We start from the raw sequence: 19,697 nt of genomic DNA, 5'->3' as shown, positions 1-19,697 counted from the left end.
CAAACAAAAAAAGCCTAGCTCTATATTGGTGTACTAACGAGTGATTTTAATGTAACGGCTGTACAAACCCGTTGTATCAAACACTGCAATTTCAAACTCCAGATCCCGCACCGGGCCAGTAAATATATACTCCGTTGTGCGATTACCGTTCAAGTTAATGTAGGTGTAGCGTGCGCCTGTAGGTTTACGATAGCGAATTTCGTAACCGCCTATGTCTTCGAGCTCCAGATAAGAGCCATCCTCCCGTTGGTTTGGATGTCCCCAGGTGATGGTGATAGTTTCTATTGCAGCACTGCTGGCTGTTGAGGAAGCGCTGCTTGATTTGGAACTCGCACTGGAGAATGCGCTGCTGGATTGTGAGCTTGCACTTGAGTTTGGCCTACTGCTGCTAGACATGCTCGTGCTGGACTTTGAGCTTGAGCTTGAACGCAGGGAGCTGCTACTGGATTTTAAGCTCGAGTGCAGGGAGCTGCTGGATTTTGCACTTGCGCTTGAATTAGTGCTGGCGGTGCTGCTATTTGCCAAAGCGAGTGTGCGTATGCTGAATGCCATAGAATCACCTGAATCATTACCCGCTGTGTCAAAAGCGGCAATAGCGTAGGTGTAATCGGTGGCGGGTAGCAGGTTTTGGTCGGCGAACATTTGTGCAGGATAATCAACAATCGCGATGAGTTTATTATCGCGTTTAATGGTGTAGTGGCTGATTCCCACATTATCCATTGCGTCATCCCATATCAGGGTAATGCTTCGCTCTGACAGTCGGTAGAGGTGCAACTCTGTTACAGTCGGTGGAGTGGTATCGTATCCATTGCTTTGCGATGAGACAGATGCGCTACTTGACCGCGGTATACGTGAGTAAACAGAGCTGGACGATTGACTGATGCTTGAAGTAGAAGTGGGTTCAGCATTGGAAGACTGGCTTGAAGATGAACTCTGTTCCATGATGCTGCTGGCAGCAATTGAACTGATCGTTGGTTTATTTATTGTGCTGGTAGTGCTGTCTCCATCACCGGATGCAGCGCCACCACAGGCGGTAAGGGTAGCGGCAAGCCACACTAAAGGAAGGATACATAACAATTTATTAGCGCACTTGCACATCTATTTACACCTGCGATGTTTAAATTAGCTCTTCAATGATTCAAATTTGCAACAAACCAGTATTAGCACTTATGAATTGGTCGGTTGCCAGTTCCATCTTTTTTTTTAGATTTCGCGATTAAGTATCCAGTTTTTGTGACAAACAATGCGCGATTAAAGGTAATTGTATATATCGATTGTTTCTGAGCGCGATACCAACAATGCAACTCTCTGTCCGGAGACTGATGGAGACCTTGCCAGGCTAGCGTTGGTTAATCTTCTTTATCTGCATTGCCCGAGTCGCCGTTGTTAACCAGATATTCCTGATTCATATCGTATTTTTTGATCAAGTCATAAAACGTTGGCCGCGTTACACCGAGCAATTTGGCTGCGGCTGAAATATTGTTATCGGTCATGCTGAGTGCGCGTAAAATGGCACCTCGTTCTGCTTCCTGACGTACATGACGTAAGTTAAGCGACAACTCTCCGGCTTCGGCCAAGCCCAAATCTTCACGCGTGATGTGCTTGCCATCGGCCATAATCACAGCGCGTTTTATTTTGTTTTCCATCTCGCGAATGTTGCCTGGCCAGGAATAATTTTCTATTGCGGCTATGGCGTCGGGGGTAAAGCCGGTGACATTCTGGCCGTGTTCCTTGGCAAATTTAAGTTTGAAATGGCGCGCGAGTAAAACCTTGTCACCGAGGCGATTGCGCAGCGGCGGAATCATTACTGTCATTTCACAAATACGATAGAACAAGTCTTCGCGAAAGCTGCCGACTTTGACCATCTCTTCAAGGTTTTTGTTGGTGGCGCAGATCACGCGCACATCGACAGGAATTTCGGAGCGTCCGCCCACGCGTTCAATAACCCGTTCTTGCAAAAAGCGCAAAAGCTTTGCTTGCAAATTGAGAGGCATGTCACCAATTTCATCGAGAAACAGGGTTCCCTCATTGGCTGTTTCTACTTTGCCGATGGTGGTTTTGTTGGCACCAGTAAATGCGCCTTTTTCGTAACCGAAAAGTTCGCTCTCGATCAGGTTCTCGGGCACCGCCGCGCAGTTAATGGCGACAAAGCGTTTGGCCTTGCGTGGGCTTAGTTGATGGATGGCGCGTGCCATCACTTCTTTGCCGGTGCCACTTTCCCCGAGCAGGGTGCAGGTGACGGTAGTAGGCGAGATTTTTTCGAGCTGACGGCAAATTTTCAGCAGTTGCGGATCATTGGTAATTAGGCCTTCCAGCGGCTCCTGCTGCGACAAACTGATGCGGCGGTTGTAGTCTTCCAGTTCGTGGATATGAAAGGCGCGCTGCACAATTAAATCGAGCGTATTGGGATCAACCGGTTTTTGGTAGAAATCGTAGGCGCCCATAGCCACTGCGCGCAGGGCGTTGTCGCGGTCGGTTTTGCCGGTCATCACGATAACTTTGCTGTTAGGTGAGATGCGCAAAATATCCTGGATGCATTTAAAGCCTTCATCGACGCCGTCCTCATCGGGCGGCAGCCCCAAATCCTGGATAATTACAGCGGCTTCATGTAGGCGCAGGGCGGCAATGGCGTCCTGGCGGTTGTCGGCGACGACGGTTTCGTATTGGTCAAAATGCCAGCGCAATTGGCTTTGCAAGCCAGTGTCATCTTCGACAATTAATAAGATAGGTTTGGAAACGGTCGATTTACTCATGCGTTTGCGCTAATCCTTGTTCAGCGGGAGGGTAATGGTAATAGTGGTGCCTTCGCCCGGCTCGCTGGCGACATTCAATGTGCCGCTCAGCTCGCTAATATATTCGCGCGACAGGTAGACGCCAATGCCCATGCCTTTGCCGGATTTGGTGGTCTCAAAGGGTTTGAATAAGCGGTTGTGGATGAAATCCCAATCCATACCCGAGCCGGTATCTGCAATGATGATGACGGCCGAGTTGTTATTGATTTGCAGTGTAACATGAACTTTTCCGCTGTCAGGCGTGGCTTCCTGCGCATTTTTGATGAAGTTGGTGATGGTCATCACTAATCGCACTTGATCGGCATTAATGGTGCGATAGTTGGGTTGTATATCCGCCGTGAGTGTTGGGCTGCTGCGCTGGCATTCGTTGATGGCCTGCTGCACTACCTCGGTAATCGACAGGCGTTTCACCAGATCCGAGTCATCGCGGCGCAGCTTTCTGAGCAGGTTGTTCATGCGATCCACTGAGTTGCTGATGGTTTTTATCGCATCTTCAAAGAAGGCTGGATTACCTTTGTGTTTTTCGGCGTTGCGCACGACCAGTGCCTGCTGCGCAATCAAATTGTTTAGGTCGTGGATAATAAACGCGACCAGCTTGTTGTAAGTATCAAACTGGCGGCCTTCCACCAATTGCTCCGCCTGTTGATGGCGCTTGAGGTAGCTCGCGATCTGGCGCCCCATGGTTTTGAGCAAGTCCAGATCTTCCCAGGTGAGCGTTTCATCGCCGCCGGGTTTGGTCAGTGCCATAAAACCTACCAGCTCCTCGCCGACAATCAAGGGGAACATCAGCCAGAGGTCGGGAATATTGTGCGCCCAGTGGGGTAGCAATTCATTGTGCTGGCTGAGCGCTTCGTTGTCGCCGCTATCGGGGATGAACACCCACTCGGATTCAATAAAAGCGCGGCAGAAGGGGCTATCAACCGGCTCTTCCTGCAGATCGACAAAATTGGGTAGATTGGCACGATAGACCGGCTCATAAAATCCCTGTTTGCGCAGCCAGATGGCTCCACTAGGAGCCTTGGTAGTAGAGGCAACGGCAAAAAAGGCACGTTGGTTGACCTCACTAGTCTCAGCCGGTTGGGCAAGATAGTTGATCAGGCGCAACCATTCGTTGCGATAATCGTATTTATAGCGGAACAGGTGTTTATTGATCAGGACCGATAACTTCATACGTATACGGCTGGAAATGAACACAGTCGCAATCAGCAATACAGCGCCGACCAATAACAGGCTATAAAAGACGGTGCCCCAGTTGCCGCCGTAAAGGCGCACGTAGTAACCGCCGAGCGAAAGTACGGTAATTAATACGCCCACGCCGACCAGTGAGGTAGTGTAAAAGGCGATCGGGCGCGAGAGGTTGAAGTTCGCTGGGCGGTCATTGCGCTGCAATAACAGCATGCCGCCCAGCGCCATAAACAGGCAGGTGGCGATGGAGACCGCAGCGCGCGACTGCCAGAGCATGGGGTCGAGCCCTTTGAAGATGAGTGCGTGGGTAAATAGATAGATGTCGTAGAGGAAAATCGCCGCCAGGTTCATACACAGCAATTTGATCTGGCGATCATTCTCGGCAGCGTAGCGATAGAGTTGCTCAACGCTGACCAGTGCGATAACCGCCAATCCCAGCGCGAACCACACGGATAATCCCGCCTGGTTCATATTGGGAATGAATAGCATTGCAATCGCCAGCGCGGTAATCGGCCAGCCACCGCTAAACAGCAATTGCAGGCTGGCGGGTAGTTGTCTGCGTTGGGTATTGTGTTTGAGGCTCAGCCCAATGCAGAAAACCCAGGCATTAAAATGCAAATATTCAAAAATAATCAGTAGATAAAGTGGGATAGATTGTTCGGAAAAGGACAGGGCGATAGCGCCGAGATGCAGCGTATGCACAGCGGCAGCCCCGGCGAACAACCAGGTTTTTTGTTTGCGCACCAGTTGGAACAAATAGGTAGCTGTCAGCAGGGCAGAAACGACTGCAGCGCTAAAGTAGGCAACAAAGGTGACGCTGTTATATTCCATACCGGCCAGAATCCTATGCGGAGGTATAAGTCGTGGCAATAAGCATAACAGTTGGTTGTGGCAGATCAAATCGCCATAAGATTCTTGTAACGACTATTAAATACTGCCATCGCCTGTGTGGGTATTTGCCGCTATAATGCGCGCCCAAAGATCGCCATATCTCCCTGAATTTACAACGGGCAAGCTGGAACAGAGTTTCAGCGGCCTTATACCAACGAGGAAAAAGCCGTGAGCCACATGAAAAAATTGTTCGGAATCCTGTTAATGACTGCCATGGTGAGCGGTACTGCCATTGCCAATGACGATGAAGTCCAGGCGCGCATCGCTCCCGTGGGCAGCACCTGCATGCAGGGTGAAGAATGTGCTGCCGCTCCGGCACCTGCCGCTGCAGCGGGTCCAAAATCTGGTAAGGATGTGTACACCGGTTTTTGTACCACCTGCCACGGTGCCGGCGTGATGGGCGCGCCTAAGTTCGGTACTGCCGCCGATTGGGCTCCGCGCGTTGCCAAAGGCAAAGACACGCTTTATACCCATGCAATTGGCGGCTTCAATGCCATGCCACCCAAGGGTATGTGTGCGGCTTGCAGCGATGATGAAATCAAAGGTGCAGTGGATTACATGTTGGATGGCAGCAAGTAATTAGCTTCTTCGATGTGACAAAGGCGACCTTGGGTCGCCTTTGTTGTTTTTGGATGCCAGTGCAGTTGAAGCCAATCTCAATCGAACAAGTTGAGCAAACTGGATAAGGTCTCCTCACCCTTGGCCAGATTTTTCTCCGCACTCTGCTCGCCAAAGCCTTCCCATTCCACATCTTCTTTCGGCAGCTCATCCAAAAAGCGGCTGGGGGTGGTCTCACTCATCTCGCCAAATTGCTTGCGCTTGCCCGCGAGTGTCATCGATAGCGTCCGTTGCGCACGGGTGATGCCCACGTAAGTCAGGCGCCTTTCTTCTTCAATATTATTGTCTTCAATACTGTTGCGATGGGGTAGCAGGTCCTCTTCCATGCCCACCATAAATACGTGGGGGAATTCCAGACCTTTGGAGGCGTGCAGTGTCATCAACTGCACCTGATCACTCAAATCTTCCTCTTCCTGCCGCTCCATTAAATCGCGCAATACCAATTTGGCGATAGCGTCTTCAATACGCGACTCTTCGTCTTCATCGTCATTGGCGGTTTTGTCGAGGCTCTTTTGCAGCGACTCGATCAGGTAAAACACGTTTTCCAGCCGTTTTTCCGCCGCTTTACTGCTGGCGGAGTTCTGATGTAGCCAACCTTCGTAATCTATGTCGCTTAACATCTCGCGGATCGCATCAACCGGTTTTTCGCCGCGAGAATTTTGGGTAACTTGTTTGACCCAGTGCGCAAAACGTTGCAAACGTTCAAGGTTTTTTTCGGGAATGCGACTCTGTAAGCCCAGCTCATCCAGTGCGGCAAATAAACTGATTTCGCGTTCGCTCGCATAGCCGCCCAAAGCTTCCAGCGTGCTGGTGCCAATCTGGCGGCGTGGGGTGTTGATGATGCGCAAAAAAGCGTTGTCGTCGTCTGGGTTGACGATCAAGCGCAAGTAGGCCATTACATCCTTGATTTCGGTTTTAGCAAAAAATGAGGAGCCGCCGCTCATCTTGTAGGGAATCTGGTGATGTTGCAGTTTCATCTCCAGCAGGCGCGCTTGGTGGTTGCCGCGATAGAGCACCGCAAAGTCACGGAATTTGTATTGCTTCTGCAAGCGTTGGGTGATGATCTCGGTAGCTACGCGCTCGGCCTCAGCCTCTTCGTTTTTGCAGCGGATTACCCGGATCGGATCGCCCAAGCCCATCTCGCTCCACAGCGCCTTGTCGAATTCATGCGGGTTGTTGGCGATCAGATGGTTGGCCACGCGCAGGATGCGGCTGGTGGAGCGGTAATTTTGCTCCAGTTTGATTACCCGCAAACTTGGATAATCCTGTTTGAGCAGACTCATATTTTCCGGCCGCGCGCCGCGCCAGGCGTAGATGGATTGGTCGTCATCGCCCACCACGGTGAGTGCACCGCGGTTGCCGACGATAAGCTGCACCAAAAGGTACTGGCTGGAGTTGGTGTCTTGGTATTCATCCACCAACAGGTAGCGGATTTTGCGCTGCCAACGGGCAAGCACCTCGGCATTGGTTTGGAATAACTCGACTGGGATCAGGATCAGGTCGTCGAAGTCCACCGCGTTATAGGCGCGCAGAGCCTGGTTGTAGCGCTGGTAAATAATCGCGATGGTCTGCTCGCCGGGGCTTTGCGCCATACTCAAGGCGCGTGCCGGATTGACCAGGTCATTTTTCCAGTTGGAGATTTGGTTCTGCACCAGATCGATATGGTCGTTATCCAGATCGCCCTCTTTGAGCATCAGTTCCTTGAGTAGCGAACGTGCATCTTCAGAGTCAAAAATGGAGAAGCCGGGTTTGAAACCGAGGCTTTTGTGCTCGCGGCGGATAATGTTCAAGCCGAGGTTGTGGAAGGTAGAAACCGTCAGGCCTTTAGAGGCACTGCCTTTGACCAATTTGCTGGCGCGCTCTTTCATCTCGCGCGCGGCTTTATTGGTAAACGTGAGTGCGGCTATGTGGCGCGCAGGCATATCGCACTGTTCAATCAGATAGGCGATCTTGCGTGTGATTACGCTGGTCTTGCCGCTGCCCGCACCGGCCAACACCAGACATGGTCCATCGATATAGAGCACGGCTTCTTTTTGGCGGGGGTTGAGTTGGGTCACAGTGGCGGCCTTGAGCAGATGGGCGAGCATTCTAACAAGCCCTCCTGCGCTTGCAACGGCGATCTTGGGCGCTATAACTACAAGGTAAGCATGGAAAGTTTGTAGCGGTTATTTGTTATATAGCAAAGCGTTTTGTTTGCCTGAGGCGACTGTTACCATTGTGGTGCTTTGAGTGCGAAATTTAGTGCCAAACAACTCGGATAAAAACGCGAGTTAAAAGGGATCGAGAGCGATGGAGAACAAGATAAAAATTTTATTTATCGACCGTGAACAGGGCGAATACCTGCTCATCGCTGAGGTTTTGTCGCATATTCGCCAAGTGGAGTACGAACTTGTCTGGTGCGACCAACTGGATATCGCACTTAATAAAATTTTATCGCAAGAATTTGATGTGGCGTTGCTCGATTATTACTGGGGCGATACTAGCGCCCGCGATCTGCTCAATGCAGCGCGCGTGCAAGCTTGCCAGACACCCATTGTGGTGATGACGGATGAAATGGAAACCGAAGTTGACCGCGAAGCTATCCGGGCAGGCGCGGCGGATTATTTAATTAAAGGCCAAATCGATCACCTGTTATTAGAGCGCACCCTGCGCTATGCCATCGAGCGTAAACAAACCGAGCAACACCTCACACGCCTTGCGCATTACGATCCACTCACCGATGTACCCAATCGCATTTTATTCCGCGACCGCCTCGAACATGCGATTAATTTGGCCGAGCGCGACAACGCCAGTTTTACCCTGATGTTTATCGACCTCAACGGCTTTAAACAAGTGAACGACAATTTTGGACACGATGCGGGCGATGCGATTATCCGCATCTGTGCCGAGCGTTTGAATGCGTGTTTGCGCCGCAGCGATTCAGTCGCGCGCATGGGTGGCGACGAATTCACGTTGTTGTTGCAAAAAATTGCGGTCAATACCGATGTTGCACACATCGCTGAAAAAGTCATTGCCGCCATCGAGCAGCCCGCCGAAATTAATGGTCATGAAGTGGTGGTGGGTTGCAGTATTGGCATTGCGATTTATCCGCAAGCGGGGCGCGATGCCGACACCCTGCTTAAACATGCCGATATGGCGATGTACAAAGCCAAACAGGAAGACGGCAGCAGCTATCGCTTTTTTACCGAGATGATGAACCAGGATGTACGCCGTCAATTGCGGCTTGAGTCCGATTTGCGCGCGGCGCTTAGAAAACAGCAGTTTGTCCTGCATTACACACCACGCGTGGATGTAAGTACGGGCAAGGTGATCGTGCTGGAAGCCGTGCTGCGCTGGGATAAACCCGGTATGGGAATTTTAAATGCGAGTGATTTTATCGCTACCGCTGAAGAGACCGGCATCATCAACGCATTGGGTTATTGGGCCATTCGCCAGGCGTGCAACGATTTAAAATTGTTGCAGGAATTTTGGGGTGGGCCCTTGATGATGGCGATCAATTTATCCATGCGCCAATTTAAAGATGACAATCTGGTGCACGAAGTTGCACGCATTTTTGCTGACAACGATATTCAGCCTGGCGATATCGAATTTGAAATTTCCGAAACGGTTTTCGCCGACAATATTGAATTAGTTTCGTTATGCATGCGGCCGCTGTCATTTTTTGGGATTAATTTTTTACTCGACAGTTTTGGTGCGGGCAATTCATCGCTGTTGCATTTACAGCGCTTGCCGATCAGCACGGTAAAAATCGATTTGGGTTTCCTGCAGGAATTAAATCGCAGCCACACCGACAAACGTTTGGTCTCGGCCATGATTACGCTTGCGCACAATCTTGGGAAGTTAGTTGTCGCTGAAGGTGTAGAAACCAAAGAGCAAAAAGAATGGCTCAAGGAAATGGGCTGCGATTTAATGCAGGGCTATTATTTTTCTGCACCCAAATCCTATGCTGAAATTATCAACTGGCTGCAGATGTCGGCATCACATCAACATCTGCTGCTCAATTAATTTTTATTGATTGCTGCTTTGGCGATCAAGGGTGCGGTAACTCAGTGCTTCACTGATATCGACGGTGTTCACATTATCGCGCGCAGCCATATCGGCCAGCGTGCGCGCCAGTTTCAGCACTCGGTGATAGGCGCGGGTCGATAACCCCAGTTTATTAATCGCCTGCTCCAACAATGCCTTATCGCCCTCAGTTAAAACGCAGTGGTGCTCCAGTTCCGGTGCACTCAATTGGTGATTGGCTTTACCCTGCCGCGCGATTTGCCGCGCGCGCGCCTGTTCCACCCGCGCCCGAATCACACTGCTGTTATCGCCCTGGGTTTTGTTTTGTAGTTCTCCCTGACGAAGGCTGCGGACTGGCACGTGCATGTCACTAATTTATACGAATATGGAATATCCGTTTTTCGTTGGGGTATTATCGAAATCTACCCAAAAACAGAGTCTTCTAAAGCATTTCTTCCCCAACAAAATAGCCCCCACATTTTTTGAATAGGCCTGAGCGGCTGGGTGTAGCACTTTCACGAGCGAGTAAGCGGGCGGTTGGTTCGTGGATTGTTAGCAAATCAAGCATATTGCGTCTCGACGACTATTGACAGCTTGCGTAAAGGTTTCCACAACCAAAAATATCGTGTAACCCATGCTTTCTGTTGCCAAGGAGTATTTAAACTTATGGCGAAGGTTATTCGGAACTTCGCTAAACGTTTGGCTGGTGATGATACGGTTGTAAGGCACGCCTGCCGCGAGTGGGCGTGGTGGCAGGATTTTGATTTCTTGCAAGCCGAGCACTTCGCCAACAGTCGCATCTGGATTTTGGTTTTCAATATAAGTTTTTAGTTGTGTTTGGAAATTTTCAAGCTGGGCTTCGATATCTGCTTGCGGCACATTTTGCACCCAGCCTTCCGTTTCATTCACGATGGATTTGGTTTGTATCGTATTGGCTAATGCTTCTGCATCAAACGGAACTTGGTCTTTTAAATTCATGCCTTCGGTGAAATCGTATTGTTTAAAACTGGCACCCTTTGGAATCCAGCTATCGCCCACGCTTTCTTTCATGCCACGGCTGGGGAAGTAATCCACATATGTAACCATCCCCTAAACTAGGGTCAGTCATAATTAGAGTTCTCCGGCATACACTGTCACAAACGGAGAGCCCCCTATGAAAAAGTCACGTTTTACTGAAACACAAATTGTAAAAATCCTTAAAGAGATAGAAAGCGGCAGGGTAGTGAAAGAAGTGTGCCGGGAAAATGGCATCTCTGATGCAACCTACTACAACTGGAAAAGCAAATACGGCGGCATGGAAGCGTCGGATGTTAAGCGCCTGAAAGACCTGGAAGAAGAAAATCGCCGCCTTAAGCAAATGTATGCCGAGCTCAGTCTGGATCACAAAATCCTGAAGGATGTGATCGAAAAAAAGCTGTAGCTGCGGCAGTACGACGAGAGCTGGTTGATTACGCCAAAGATCAGCATGATGTTAGTTTGCGCCGCGCGTGCCATCTCTTTGGAATCAGTGATTCGGTGTACCGTTACCGACCTGACGTGCATCGTGACGATCCAGTGATTGCGGCGCTGCAAACGGCGAGCGAACAATATCCGGCGTACGGTTTTAGCAAGCTGTTAAAAATACTGCGTCGGCGCGGTCACTACTGGAATCATAAGCGGGTACACCGCATTTATTGCGAGCTGAATTTAAACAGGCGGCGGCGTGGGAAAAAGCGCTTGCCTACTCGAAACCCGGAGCCATTGACCGTTCCAACGACGGCAAACCATTGCTGGTCAATGGACTTTATGAATGATGCGTTGATGTGTGGTCGGCGATTCAGGACATTCAATTTACTGGATGATTTTAATCGCGAAGTATTAGCCATCGAAATTGATTTCTGCCTGCCCGCCGCAAGGGTTGTTCGCGTATTGGAGCGCGCTATTGCGTGGTGAGGCTATCCGGCAAAACTACGCATGATAACGGCCCCGAGTTTATCTCGGCGGCATTGTCGGACTGGGCAGAACACCACAGCATTAAACTGGATTTTATTGAACTTGGCACACCGACACAAAATTCATTTGTTGAGCGCTTTAACCGAACCTACCGAGAGGAGATTTTGAATATGTATGTATTTAGAAATTTGTCTGAGGTTCGGGAGATCACTGAAAAATGGATGCTGGAATACAACTAAGAGCGGCCACATGATTCACTGGGCGACCTCACGCCTTGGGAGTATTTGGCCAAATATCAAACGCTGGAAACCTCTAATTTAGACTGCCACTAACAACGGGTGTTTACACATAGGCTTCAACCCACACGTGTTCCAGTTTAAAAATACTGATCTTGCCGCCTTCTACGCGGCCAATGGTCGGTACGCCATCCACACCGTGAATGGCTTGTGAGCCTCTTAAATTCGCAAACCTAACGAATAAACTCATTAAGCTTAGGGTAGACAATCCAATTAACTATTATTAAATGTCCCAAAAACCAACTACTAAATAAAACACTGTAACCAATACCACCAACAACATCGCCATTTAGATCAGCATTTGCAGCAATTCCAGAGCCGATAACACACAGGATGACTGAAACAACAATTAAAACTGTATATTTTGACCCCAAAGATAATCCTTGAGTAATCTCTTTGATTTTCCTTTTGCGCTCAGCTTTAGTTAACTTCGCCAACTCAGGAAAAGAATTAATTTGAAAATACATATTAAGTACCTATTTTGCATAATCCGCTATTAAGGATGTAATCTTTTGTATTACTCAACATACCATTTGCCATTTCCAAGACCGCAGAAAGAACAATTGAGCTGCCTGCAAGTATACAAAACGGATTTCCACCGCAAGCACCAGCCAGCAACCCTACAGCAACTGACATGACTTTCGCCATAATTAAAATGAGACCTACATAAAGAATAATACCCAATAAAGCTGCACCAGCATTGCAATCTTTCATAATTTGCACAATGGCACGAGTATTTTCCAAAAATCTTTTTACCTGTCCGACAAGAAATTTCAATGGTTTCAAAACTTTGAAATATTTGGCGTCACCAAGCTTTTCTTCAAGTGTTGTTACCCAGCCGATGACAGACTCCAGAGCTGAATCGATTTGATCCAGAATGCCGCCGTTGCTGCCGCCAGCAATCATGTATGCTGCTGCTCCTGTTTTTGGATCAGCAATGATATACCCCTCACCAACCCATCCATTAAAATTAAGTTTCGATTCATGCGCAGTTACCATTTTTCCCGCATTAACCGCATTTCTTATATCCCACTCTGTATCAGCTGTTAAATTTACTTTCAGCAACGCATTTTCAACGTTACTCTTATCAACTGTCCAAATTTTTTGCCCCTGCGCCAACGCAATCGCCAGTGCTTTAACTGCACTTATACCTTCAGGTACTGCAGTTTCAGTAGTGAACACCTGTTCTGGAACCAGGTGCTCCATTGCACTCAACCTTATCCCTACACTTTTACTAAATTCTATTTCAGCACTTTTATCGTTGATTTTTGATATCCTATGCTGCTTCATGTGATCCACATCCATGCTCATCCCACCAAGCTCAACATTCCTAGGCATCCCATACCAGTATTGAGTTGTGATGTTCGTACTAAAAGTTCCATAACTTGGCAAACGGTAACTTAGTATTCCGGTGGACTGCGCAGCCATTTCATCCTGAATATCATTTAATGCAAAATAGCTTAAAATAGTCGTTTGCAAAAAACTTCCCGTGAGTTCATGTTTACCCAACTGGTTTAACTGTTCAGAATTTGAATCATCAATAAATTGATTTATGTCATCCATTTTCTGAGATATTTTTCCAAGTTGCTTGGTACTGATTCCTTGTAAATCTAGCCCTATCGCTCTATAAACTCCAGCTGTGGGATAGTTTACACTCGTTTCCCATTTATCTTTGGGGCTCCACAGGCCCATGACTTCGTATAGCTCACCGCCCATTGAACCTGCCAATCCATCTTTAAAGACAACACCATCAATTGTGAATTCTGCTTTAAGATTAATTAAATACCCAGGCAAACTTTTAGGCAGCTTATTGGGATCGATACCACCATCAAGATCAACATTAGGAATACGCGCTTTAATAATTGCTTCATCGGCTGCGGTTGACGGCCTAAAACTCATGGCTAAAGATTTTCCAGCAAGTCTCGCTGTTGGCTCTTCAATTGTGATGAATGCGGCATCTGAATATCCATAATTTTTGGCAGCCAGAGTGTATTTAAATTTATGCCGAAGATTATTCGGAACCTCACTAAACGTCTGGCTGGTTAAAATTCTATTATAAGGAAGCCCTGCAGCTAATGGTCGAACGGGCAGAATCTTGACTTGCTGTAACCCGAGTACGTCACCTACAGTTGCATCAGGATTTTGATTCTTGATATAGGTAGAGAGACGATCTTGGTACAGTGCCAATTGTTCTTGTATATCTGATCGAGGAATATCACTGACCCAACCTTCAGTTTCACTAACTGTTGCTTTTGCTTGGATGTTTGAAATCAAACTTTCAGCATCAAATGAAACTTCGCTATTAAGATCCCGGCCTTCGATGAATTCATATTGTTTAAAACTGGCATCCATTGGAATCCAGCTATCACCCACTTTTTCTTTCATGCCACGGCTGGGGAAGTAATCTACATAGGCCTCTACCCACACATGTTCCAACCTGAACGCGCTGATCTTGCCGCCCTCTATTCGGCCAATGGTAGGTACGCCACCCATGCCGAGAATGGCTTGTGCAGCTTCTGGAGTTTGTGCACCGCCAACCCAGTTCATCACTTTTTCAGCGGGAATTTCTACGGTGCCGTAAGCGTAACGTGCAGGAATATTGGCAGCGCGCAGCAATGAAATTAATAAGCTCGCGGTATCAATCGCATTACCTTGTTTGGTTTCCAGTGTGTGTTGCGCGCCTTGAATAGAGCCATAGCTGGGAATAAAACGGATGTTGTTATGTACCCAGGTGTAAATCTCGATGCTGTTGTTATTCAGGGTGGTGGCTAACGCTTTTATTTCTGGAGTGAGTTGTACTTCTACTGATTCAGCAAGAGCAGCTTGTAATTCAGTGTTGGCAGCATTCGCCATGGCTTGTGCAATCAGGCCGGGATCAGTGTCACCAGCTTGTGCTATCTGTGCGTATTTGGCGTAGGGGTTTAAACCTAATGCAGCTTGTAAATCTTGCGGGTTATCAACCGGTTCACGCACGTTTTCATCCGGTGCACTCCACGGCAAGTTTTCCGGTGTTGCGGGTGTATGCGTTGGTTTAAATTGTTCTTGTTCGAGTGATTGATTTAATTGTTCCAGAGCTTGTTCTTGCCCGCTGGCTGATTGAGCGTTGATTAATGCCGTTAATTGCGACTGGGTTTGTGCGTAGCGACTTTTGATATGTTCCAATGCTTCGGCGTGGCGCGATTGGATCAGTTGTTTTACGTCTGCACTTAATTCATTACCGGTTGCGGCTGCCTCTTGTTCAAATTCAGCAGCTTCCGTTTCAAAACTGGTGATAGCTTCTTGATAGGCAGTATCGATACTTGCACTTAATGTTTGCAGTTCAGCAAGTTCATCAGCAGTGATGGGACCATCGCTAAATATACTGGCGAAGGCACTCTCAAACCAGTTTTGCTCGGCAGCGCGCTGCTCAATTGCTTGCGGAAATTCCAATACGATTTTATCACGCAGTTTTGTCAGGCGATTACTGAGTTTTTTCTCGGGCGTGGTCTCTATTGCAGCTTCCAGCGCAGCTTCGCGCTGGTCATTTTGATTAATTTCGTTGGCAACCGCCGCTGCTGCAGGGTTTGCGTAAAACACAAAGGTGAAAAAAAACAATGTGATGCATGCAATGGCTTTCGCAAAAACACCACCGCGAAAGCTATCAAGAGTGAGCGCGCCGGTTCCCGATGTTGTAGAAAATCCTTGAGTCATATTTTTACCTTTGGCCATACCGTTAAATAATTCATTAAAACTGAAATGGTTTTATACCCAACCCTGATCAACAGGGTCGGGTGAGAAATGTATTACTGGACGTTGAGATTCAGTGCTTTTTCAAACCGGGTTTCCCAATCGGGAGTGACTCCGGTTTGTAATTGCAGCGTGATGCTGGATGCACCTGACACAGGCAACTGCACGTAAATGGTTTGGCTGTTACTAGCACCGGCATCCAGACTCAGTGGCAACACCCAATCGCTGCTGTTAGCAACTTGAGTGAAGGCAGCGGAGTTAAGCAGCGCGATATTGCCGGTAAGCGCTAACCTGACCTGACCGGTCGCGGTTTGTGCCCCGGTATTTTCATAGGTCAGCACCACAGGAACCACTTTGCCAGCCCTTGCGGTAATAGGTGCAGGATTCACCTGCTCCAGTGCAGAGAGAAGTAATTGTGCAAAGGGGTTATCACTGCTCACACCCAACGCAACGGCTTGTGCCAATACATCAAAACCAGCGAATACCGATTTACCTTTTTGGTACTGGTAAGTGGCTAATGCGTTTTTGCTAGCTGGGCTCACTGCTGCCGACAGATCGCCACTGAAGAAGCGATTGTGAATCGACATATAGCCGGTGGTAGTTGAATACCAGGACTTCACAATCACTTGTCCATCAATACGACCAGCAGGTTGATCGACTTGGGCAAATGGAGCGAGGATGCTGCCTTCAATCCCTACAGAGGTCATCTTCAACGATGTCGCTTGCGGGAAGTTGAACAACACGTTATCGCGCAGTGTTGTAAGCGATTGCATACCCATGCTTTTGATAGTGACGTTAGTGCCTGATACGTTGAATACCACCGTTGCGCCAGCAGGAATACAGCTCACTGCAAAGGTATGGGCAACACCAAGATCAACTCCATTAACGTTGAAGACTTGTGAAGTGCTTGTGCAATCACCTTTGAGCTCCATACCGCCCCACTGCATTTTTACTGTGCCATTCGCAGGTAATGTTGCAAGCTTGGTGGAAAGCTCTTGCAGGTATTCGCGCTCGCCGGTGAAGTTAACATCCAGCGCGCTACTGCCGCGAATAACGGCGCCCTGTGCCATACCAAAACGCACCGGATCACCCACACCAGACACGCTGCCACCCGCAATCAAATTACCGTAATAGATTCGGCCAGATGGGAAAGTGACATTTCCGCCAACGGTAACTACATCGTGGAGTTTGTTTGGATCGAGCTTGTCACCCACACTGAAGTTTTGCAGGCTTAGGTTGCCACCGACAGCAATACGGCCTTCTACCGTTGATGACAGCGAGGTGAAGTTATCCCAGACAAAATTACCGTAGCGACCAGCAGCCCCTAATGCACCGAGAACGGTTTGCGTATCGGTACCCGCTAAGTTCTTGCGGTACTCACCAATAACGTTTGCACCATTCGCACTGAAATTCAGAACTCGCGACGATTTATTAAATGCACGTTCCCACGCATAACCCAAAGCGCTTTCTTGTACAGCGACACCTTTGGCATAGGCCTCATTTGCGCGTGCTTTAATTCCCAACGCTTGCTCAAGAGTTTGATGGCGACGGTCTGTTGCACCGGCAACAAACAATCCATCACCTGCTGCAACTTTGGCATTAAGTAAGTTTTGAGTTGTTTGATCCAAAGTTACTTTTTCACTAAGTAGTGCGTAGACACCGTAACCACCTTGGGTCAATTCCGTTTTAAACGCAGCAGCATTATCGACGATGGTGTAGAACCATCCTGTATTGGTTAACAGATTTTCAAGATAAGTGCGCTCGGCGGTGGATGAATCTATCAATACCAATAAGCGGGCTTTTTCACCGAGAGTAAAATCGCCAGCGAGTTTGATTGGTGATTCCTTAACTGTGAACAGGGCTGTTGCCAAAACAGTTGCTTGACCCGATACGACAGCCTCTAACACACACGCAAAATTTCCTTGTGCTGCTGGTATTGGCAGATCGGGAGCGAAGGACTTTTCACCTTGGGAAACTAAGTCTACGCTTTGCTCTGTTGAGAACAAGTTTGATTCTTCATCAACCCGTACCAGATTCAGTTTTATTAATTGCCCATTAATTGGTTGAATACCAGTGTTATTAATCGTGTAAGTACATGATTGGCTTTCGCCTAAAGGCAGTTCATCTTTATCAACGGTGACACCGCCACGTAATGCAAACAGTGGATTATCCTGTATTTGGAAGCTGGCCTCGTCGGAAGCCAAAGTCAAACCGTCGGTATTCAAAGCCTTTAGCTGCACAGTATAGTTTCCGAGTTTGGCATTCGTCAGCGGCACGGCATGAGCAAACGATTCAAATTCCTGTGGTGTTAATTGCGCTAAATCGTTGGACGCATGCCAAAACACCTCACCATCTTCATGCAGAACACGTGTGATCACGGTGACATCCTGAATCAACTGGTTTTGCGATAAGCTAGTTAGCTTATCTTCGATAGCCAACACATCCCTGCGGTTGTAGACAAGCTTGTCAGTTGTCACTTGGGCTGACATTTGCTCGACATCGGCATCGACTATAGAAAAGAGTGCGCTGTCCTCGGCTACTACTGCACCATCCTGATTTTTCAATATGGCATGGATCTGGTAGTTACCACTGTAAGTAGTTCCTGTTGAAAAAATCTGCGGACTAAGCGCAATCGAATTCCGTGCACCCAGCACAAAAGCCGGTGGCGAATTTAGGCCAGCCACATAGTTGCCTTGGGCATCTCGAACTTCAAGTGTCACTGAAACAAGGCCATTTACTGAACCGGCATTTGCTACTTGCGTAGAAATATTTACTTCTTGGTTAGCGCTATACCCCTGCTTGTCCGTTGAAACGCCTATCGTAAATCCAGATGAGAGCACAGTAAGCTCCTGCTGCCCTAAATGACGATTATGTTCTACGCCATTTAAATCCTGATAGCTCAAATCAAGGCTGTTGGTAATTACACGCTTTTCACCTGGAAGCAGGTTTTTAGCAACTACTTCATAATCCAAATTTTTAATCTGACCAATGGAAAACGCCGGGAAAAACCATTCAATGACTGTTGTACCATCGCTGTGTTCAATTTTTTCTGGTGCGACAACAAATGAACTGAAATCTAGATCTACGTTGCCGGTAACCAATTGACTGGTAACCCGAACATTTTTGTAGTCACCATAAATCGGATTGATGATTTCTGCAGCCATACCGCCGGGGTAACCATAGGATTCATAGTCGCCAAAGCCATATACATTCAGTCCAAATGGACTTTCCGCAGCAATCGAGTGTGATCCGGGAGCGATAGGAATCTGGCCGCCACTGAAACTTCCATCACCTATTGGCTTAAAGATTGACAAATTAGGTGCAACACCATCCACACGAATAGATGAAAGAGAAGTTGTTCGAATCACTACGTTCGCAAAGTGCGAACTAAAGCCAGACAATGGGGCCGCAAAAGTATATTTATCTCGAAACTGTTCTATTGGAGTCACTAACATCATAAATGGATCGGAAACAACGCCGTCATAATTTTGGCCCAAAGAATATTGAGAAACTAATGCTGGTCTAGATGTTTCTATCAAGCTGGAAGTGCCGAGAATTACATCGTAAAAACCCCCTCTTTTTAAAATAGCAACCAAAGAACCATTTATTTTTACTTCCGTATTATCTACTGACGACAGAATACGGATCAGGTCACCTTTTGTGCGCAACGCAAGGGGGTATGTAAGGAACAAATTGCCCCAAGACTCAACTGACGGCATCATTTCAACAAGATGATCACAAGCAGGGACATTCACTGGAACGTAAGCACACATAGCACCACCCACTACCGCGATCGGAGCTTCAGCTTGTATTTCTGTTCCAGTTAAATCGGAAAAATTTTTTCCAACAACTAAATACGTTTCCAGTTTGTTTAGGATAATTTTATGCGGAACGCCTGCACGGGTTTTTGTCGTATCAACCGGCGATTTAATTAGTATTTGAGTATTATCTTTGGTTCCAACTATTGCAATGAAAGAAGAGCTATCATTATAGCTAACAGGCATGTAATCCCGACCAAGAGACTGTACAGGCAGAACGAGAAAAGCATCTGTCGAATTCTCTCGCTGATTTACCCCATACAGGCTAATTGGATAATCAGAAGTCACTCGAATACCAAAATCAGACTTCACCCCATAAGGAAGCCTATGCATAGACTCTGGGATACTAATGGACGTAACCACATTGGGCTGCACTGTAAAAGCGATAGTTGACCCTAATCTTGGCAGCTCAACGGTACCTGATGCTGCGTGAT

12 protein-coding genes and 1 pseudogene are annotated in these 19,697 nt (G+C 47.9%); 3 read left to right on the top strand and 10 right to left on the bottom strand.

Annotation, left to right across the window (positions count from 1 at the left end):
* Positions 1 to 33 precede the first annotated feature (33 nt).
* The 3 genes from J2X05_RS03190 to prsK all read right to left on the bottom strand — a co-directional run bounded on the left by J2X05_RS03190 (position 34) and on the right by prsK (position 4,808).
* Complete coding sequence (locus J2X05_RS03190; RefSeq protein ID WP_310068541.1) at positions 34 to 1,098, bottom strand: fibronectin type III domain-containing protein; 1,065 nt, start codon at positions 1,096 to 1,098, stop codon at positions 34 to 36.
* Positions 1,099 to 1,349: 251 nt separating this feature from the next.
* A complete protein-coding gene (gene prsR, locus J2X05_RS03185; protein WP_310068539.1) occupies positions 1,350 to 2,753 on the bottom strand; it encodes a PEP-CTERM-box response regulator transcription factor in 1,404 nt (467 codons plus the stop codon).
* Between the two features lie 9 nt (positions 2,754 to 2,762).
* Positions 2,763 to 4,808, bottom strand: coding sequence for an XrtA/PEP-CTERM system histidine kinase PrsK (prsK, locus tag J2X05_RS03180; RefSeq protein WP_310068534.1), 2,046 nt, complete (start codon positions 4,806 to 4,808; stop codon positions 2,763 to 2,765).
* Positions 4,809 to 5,045: 237 nt separating this feature from the next.
* Between prsK and J2X05_RS03175 the strand changes: the two genes are divergently transcribed.
* Positions 5,046 to 5,447, top strand: a complete 402-nt coding sequence (locus J2X05_RS03175; protein ID WP_310069442.1) for a c-type cytochrome — start codon at positions 5,046 to 5,048, stop codon at positions 5,445 to 5,447.
* Between the two features lie 77 nt (positions 5,448 to 5,524).
* Here the strand turns inward: J2X05_RS03175 and rep are convergent, their stop codons facing one another.
* Positions 5,525 to 7,543: a DNA helicase Rep gene (rep, locus tag J2X05_RS03170; RefSeq protein WP_310069439.1), complete on the bottom strand. Its 2,019-nt coding sequence runs from the start codon at positions 7,541 to 7,543 to the stop codon at positions 5,525 to 5,527.
* Positions 7,544 to 7,775: 232 nt separating this feature from the next.
* Between rep and J2X05_RS03165 the strand changes: the two genes are divergently transcribed.
* On the top strand, positions 7,776 to 9,491 hold the full coding sequence (locus J2X05_RS03165; protein WP_310068531.1) for a putative bifunctional diguanylate cyclase/phosphodiesterase: 1,716 nt from the start codon (positions 7,776 to 7,778) through the stop codon (positions 9,489 to 9,491).
* Between the two features lie 3 nt (positions 9,492 to 9,494).
* Here the strand turns inward: J2X05_RS03165 and J2X05_RS03160 are convergent, their stop codons facing one another.
* Complete coding sequence (locus J2X05_RS03160; RefSeq protein WP_310068529.1) at positions 9,495 to 9,851, bottom strand: magnesium chelatase subunit ChlI family protein; 357 nt, start codon at positions 9,849 to 9,851, stop codon at positions 9,495 to 9,497.
* Between the two features lie 192 nt (positions 9,852 to 10,043).
* Positions 10,044 to 10,577 carry a hypothetical protein gene (locus J2X05_RS03155; protein WP_310068526.1) on the bottom strand — a complete coding sequence of 178 codons (534 nt, stop codon included), beginning with the start codon at positions 10,575 to 10,577 and terminating at the stop codon, positions 10,044 to 10,046.
* Positions 10,578 to 10,644: 67 nt separating this feature from the next.
* Here J2X05_RS03155 and J2X05_RS03150 point away from each other — a divergent pair.
* Positions 10,645 to 11,755, top strand: a pseudogene (locus tag J2X05_RS03150) (IS3 family transposase).
* Between the two features lie 10 nt (positions 11,756 to 11,765).
* On the opposite strand, the gene J2X05_RS03145 reads toward J2X05_RS03150, so the two are convergent.
* The 4 genes from J2X05_RS03145 to J2X05_RS03130 all read right to left on the bottom strand — a co-directional run bounded on the left by J2X05_RS03145 (position 11,766) and on the right by J2X05_RS03130 (position 19,596).
* Positions 11,766 to 11,909, bottom strand: coding sequence for a hypothetical protein (locus J2X05_RS03145; RefSeq protein WP_310068523.1), 144 nt, complete (start codon positions 11,907 to 11,909; stop codon positions 11,766 to 11,768).
* Complete coding sequence (locus J2X05_RS03140; RefSeq protein ID WP_310068520.1) at positions 11,893 to 12,186, bottom strand: hypothetical protein; 294 nt, start codon at positions 12,184 to 12,186, stop codon at positions 11,893 to 11,895. The genes J2X05_RS03145 and J2X05_RS03140 overlap by 17 nt, the downstream gene beginning before the upstream one ends.
* 1 nt (position 12,187) lies before the next feature.
* Positions 12,188 to 15,427: a transglutaminase-like domain-containing protein gene (locus J2X05_RS03135; RefSeq protein WP_310068518.1), complete on the bottom strand. Its 3,240-nt coding sequence runs from the start codon at positions 15,425 to 15,427 to the stop codon at positions 12,188 to 12,190.
* Positions 15,428 to 15,501: 74 nt separating this feature from the next.
* Positions 15,502 to 19,596 carry a choice-of-anchor A family protein gene (locus tag J2X05_RS03130; protein WP_310069437.1) on the bottom strand — a complete coding sequence of 1,365 codons (4,095 nt, stop codon included), beginning with the start codon at positions 19,594 to 19,596 and terminating at the stop codon, positions 15,502 to 15,504.
* Between the last annotated feature and the right edge of the window lie 101 nt (positions 19,597 to 19,697).

It is taken from the genome of Cellvibrio fibrivorans, from assembly GCF_031457055.1.
Lineage (GTDB): Bacteria > Pseudomonadota > Gammaproteobacteria > Pseudomonadales > Cellvibrionaceae > Cellvibrio > Cellvibrio fibrivorans.
The sequence above is the reverse complement of the archived record's forward strand: the minus strand, read 5'-3'. Positions and strand labels throughout refer to the sequence as shown.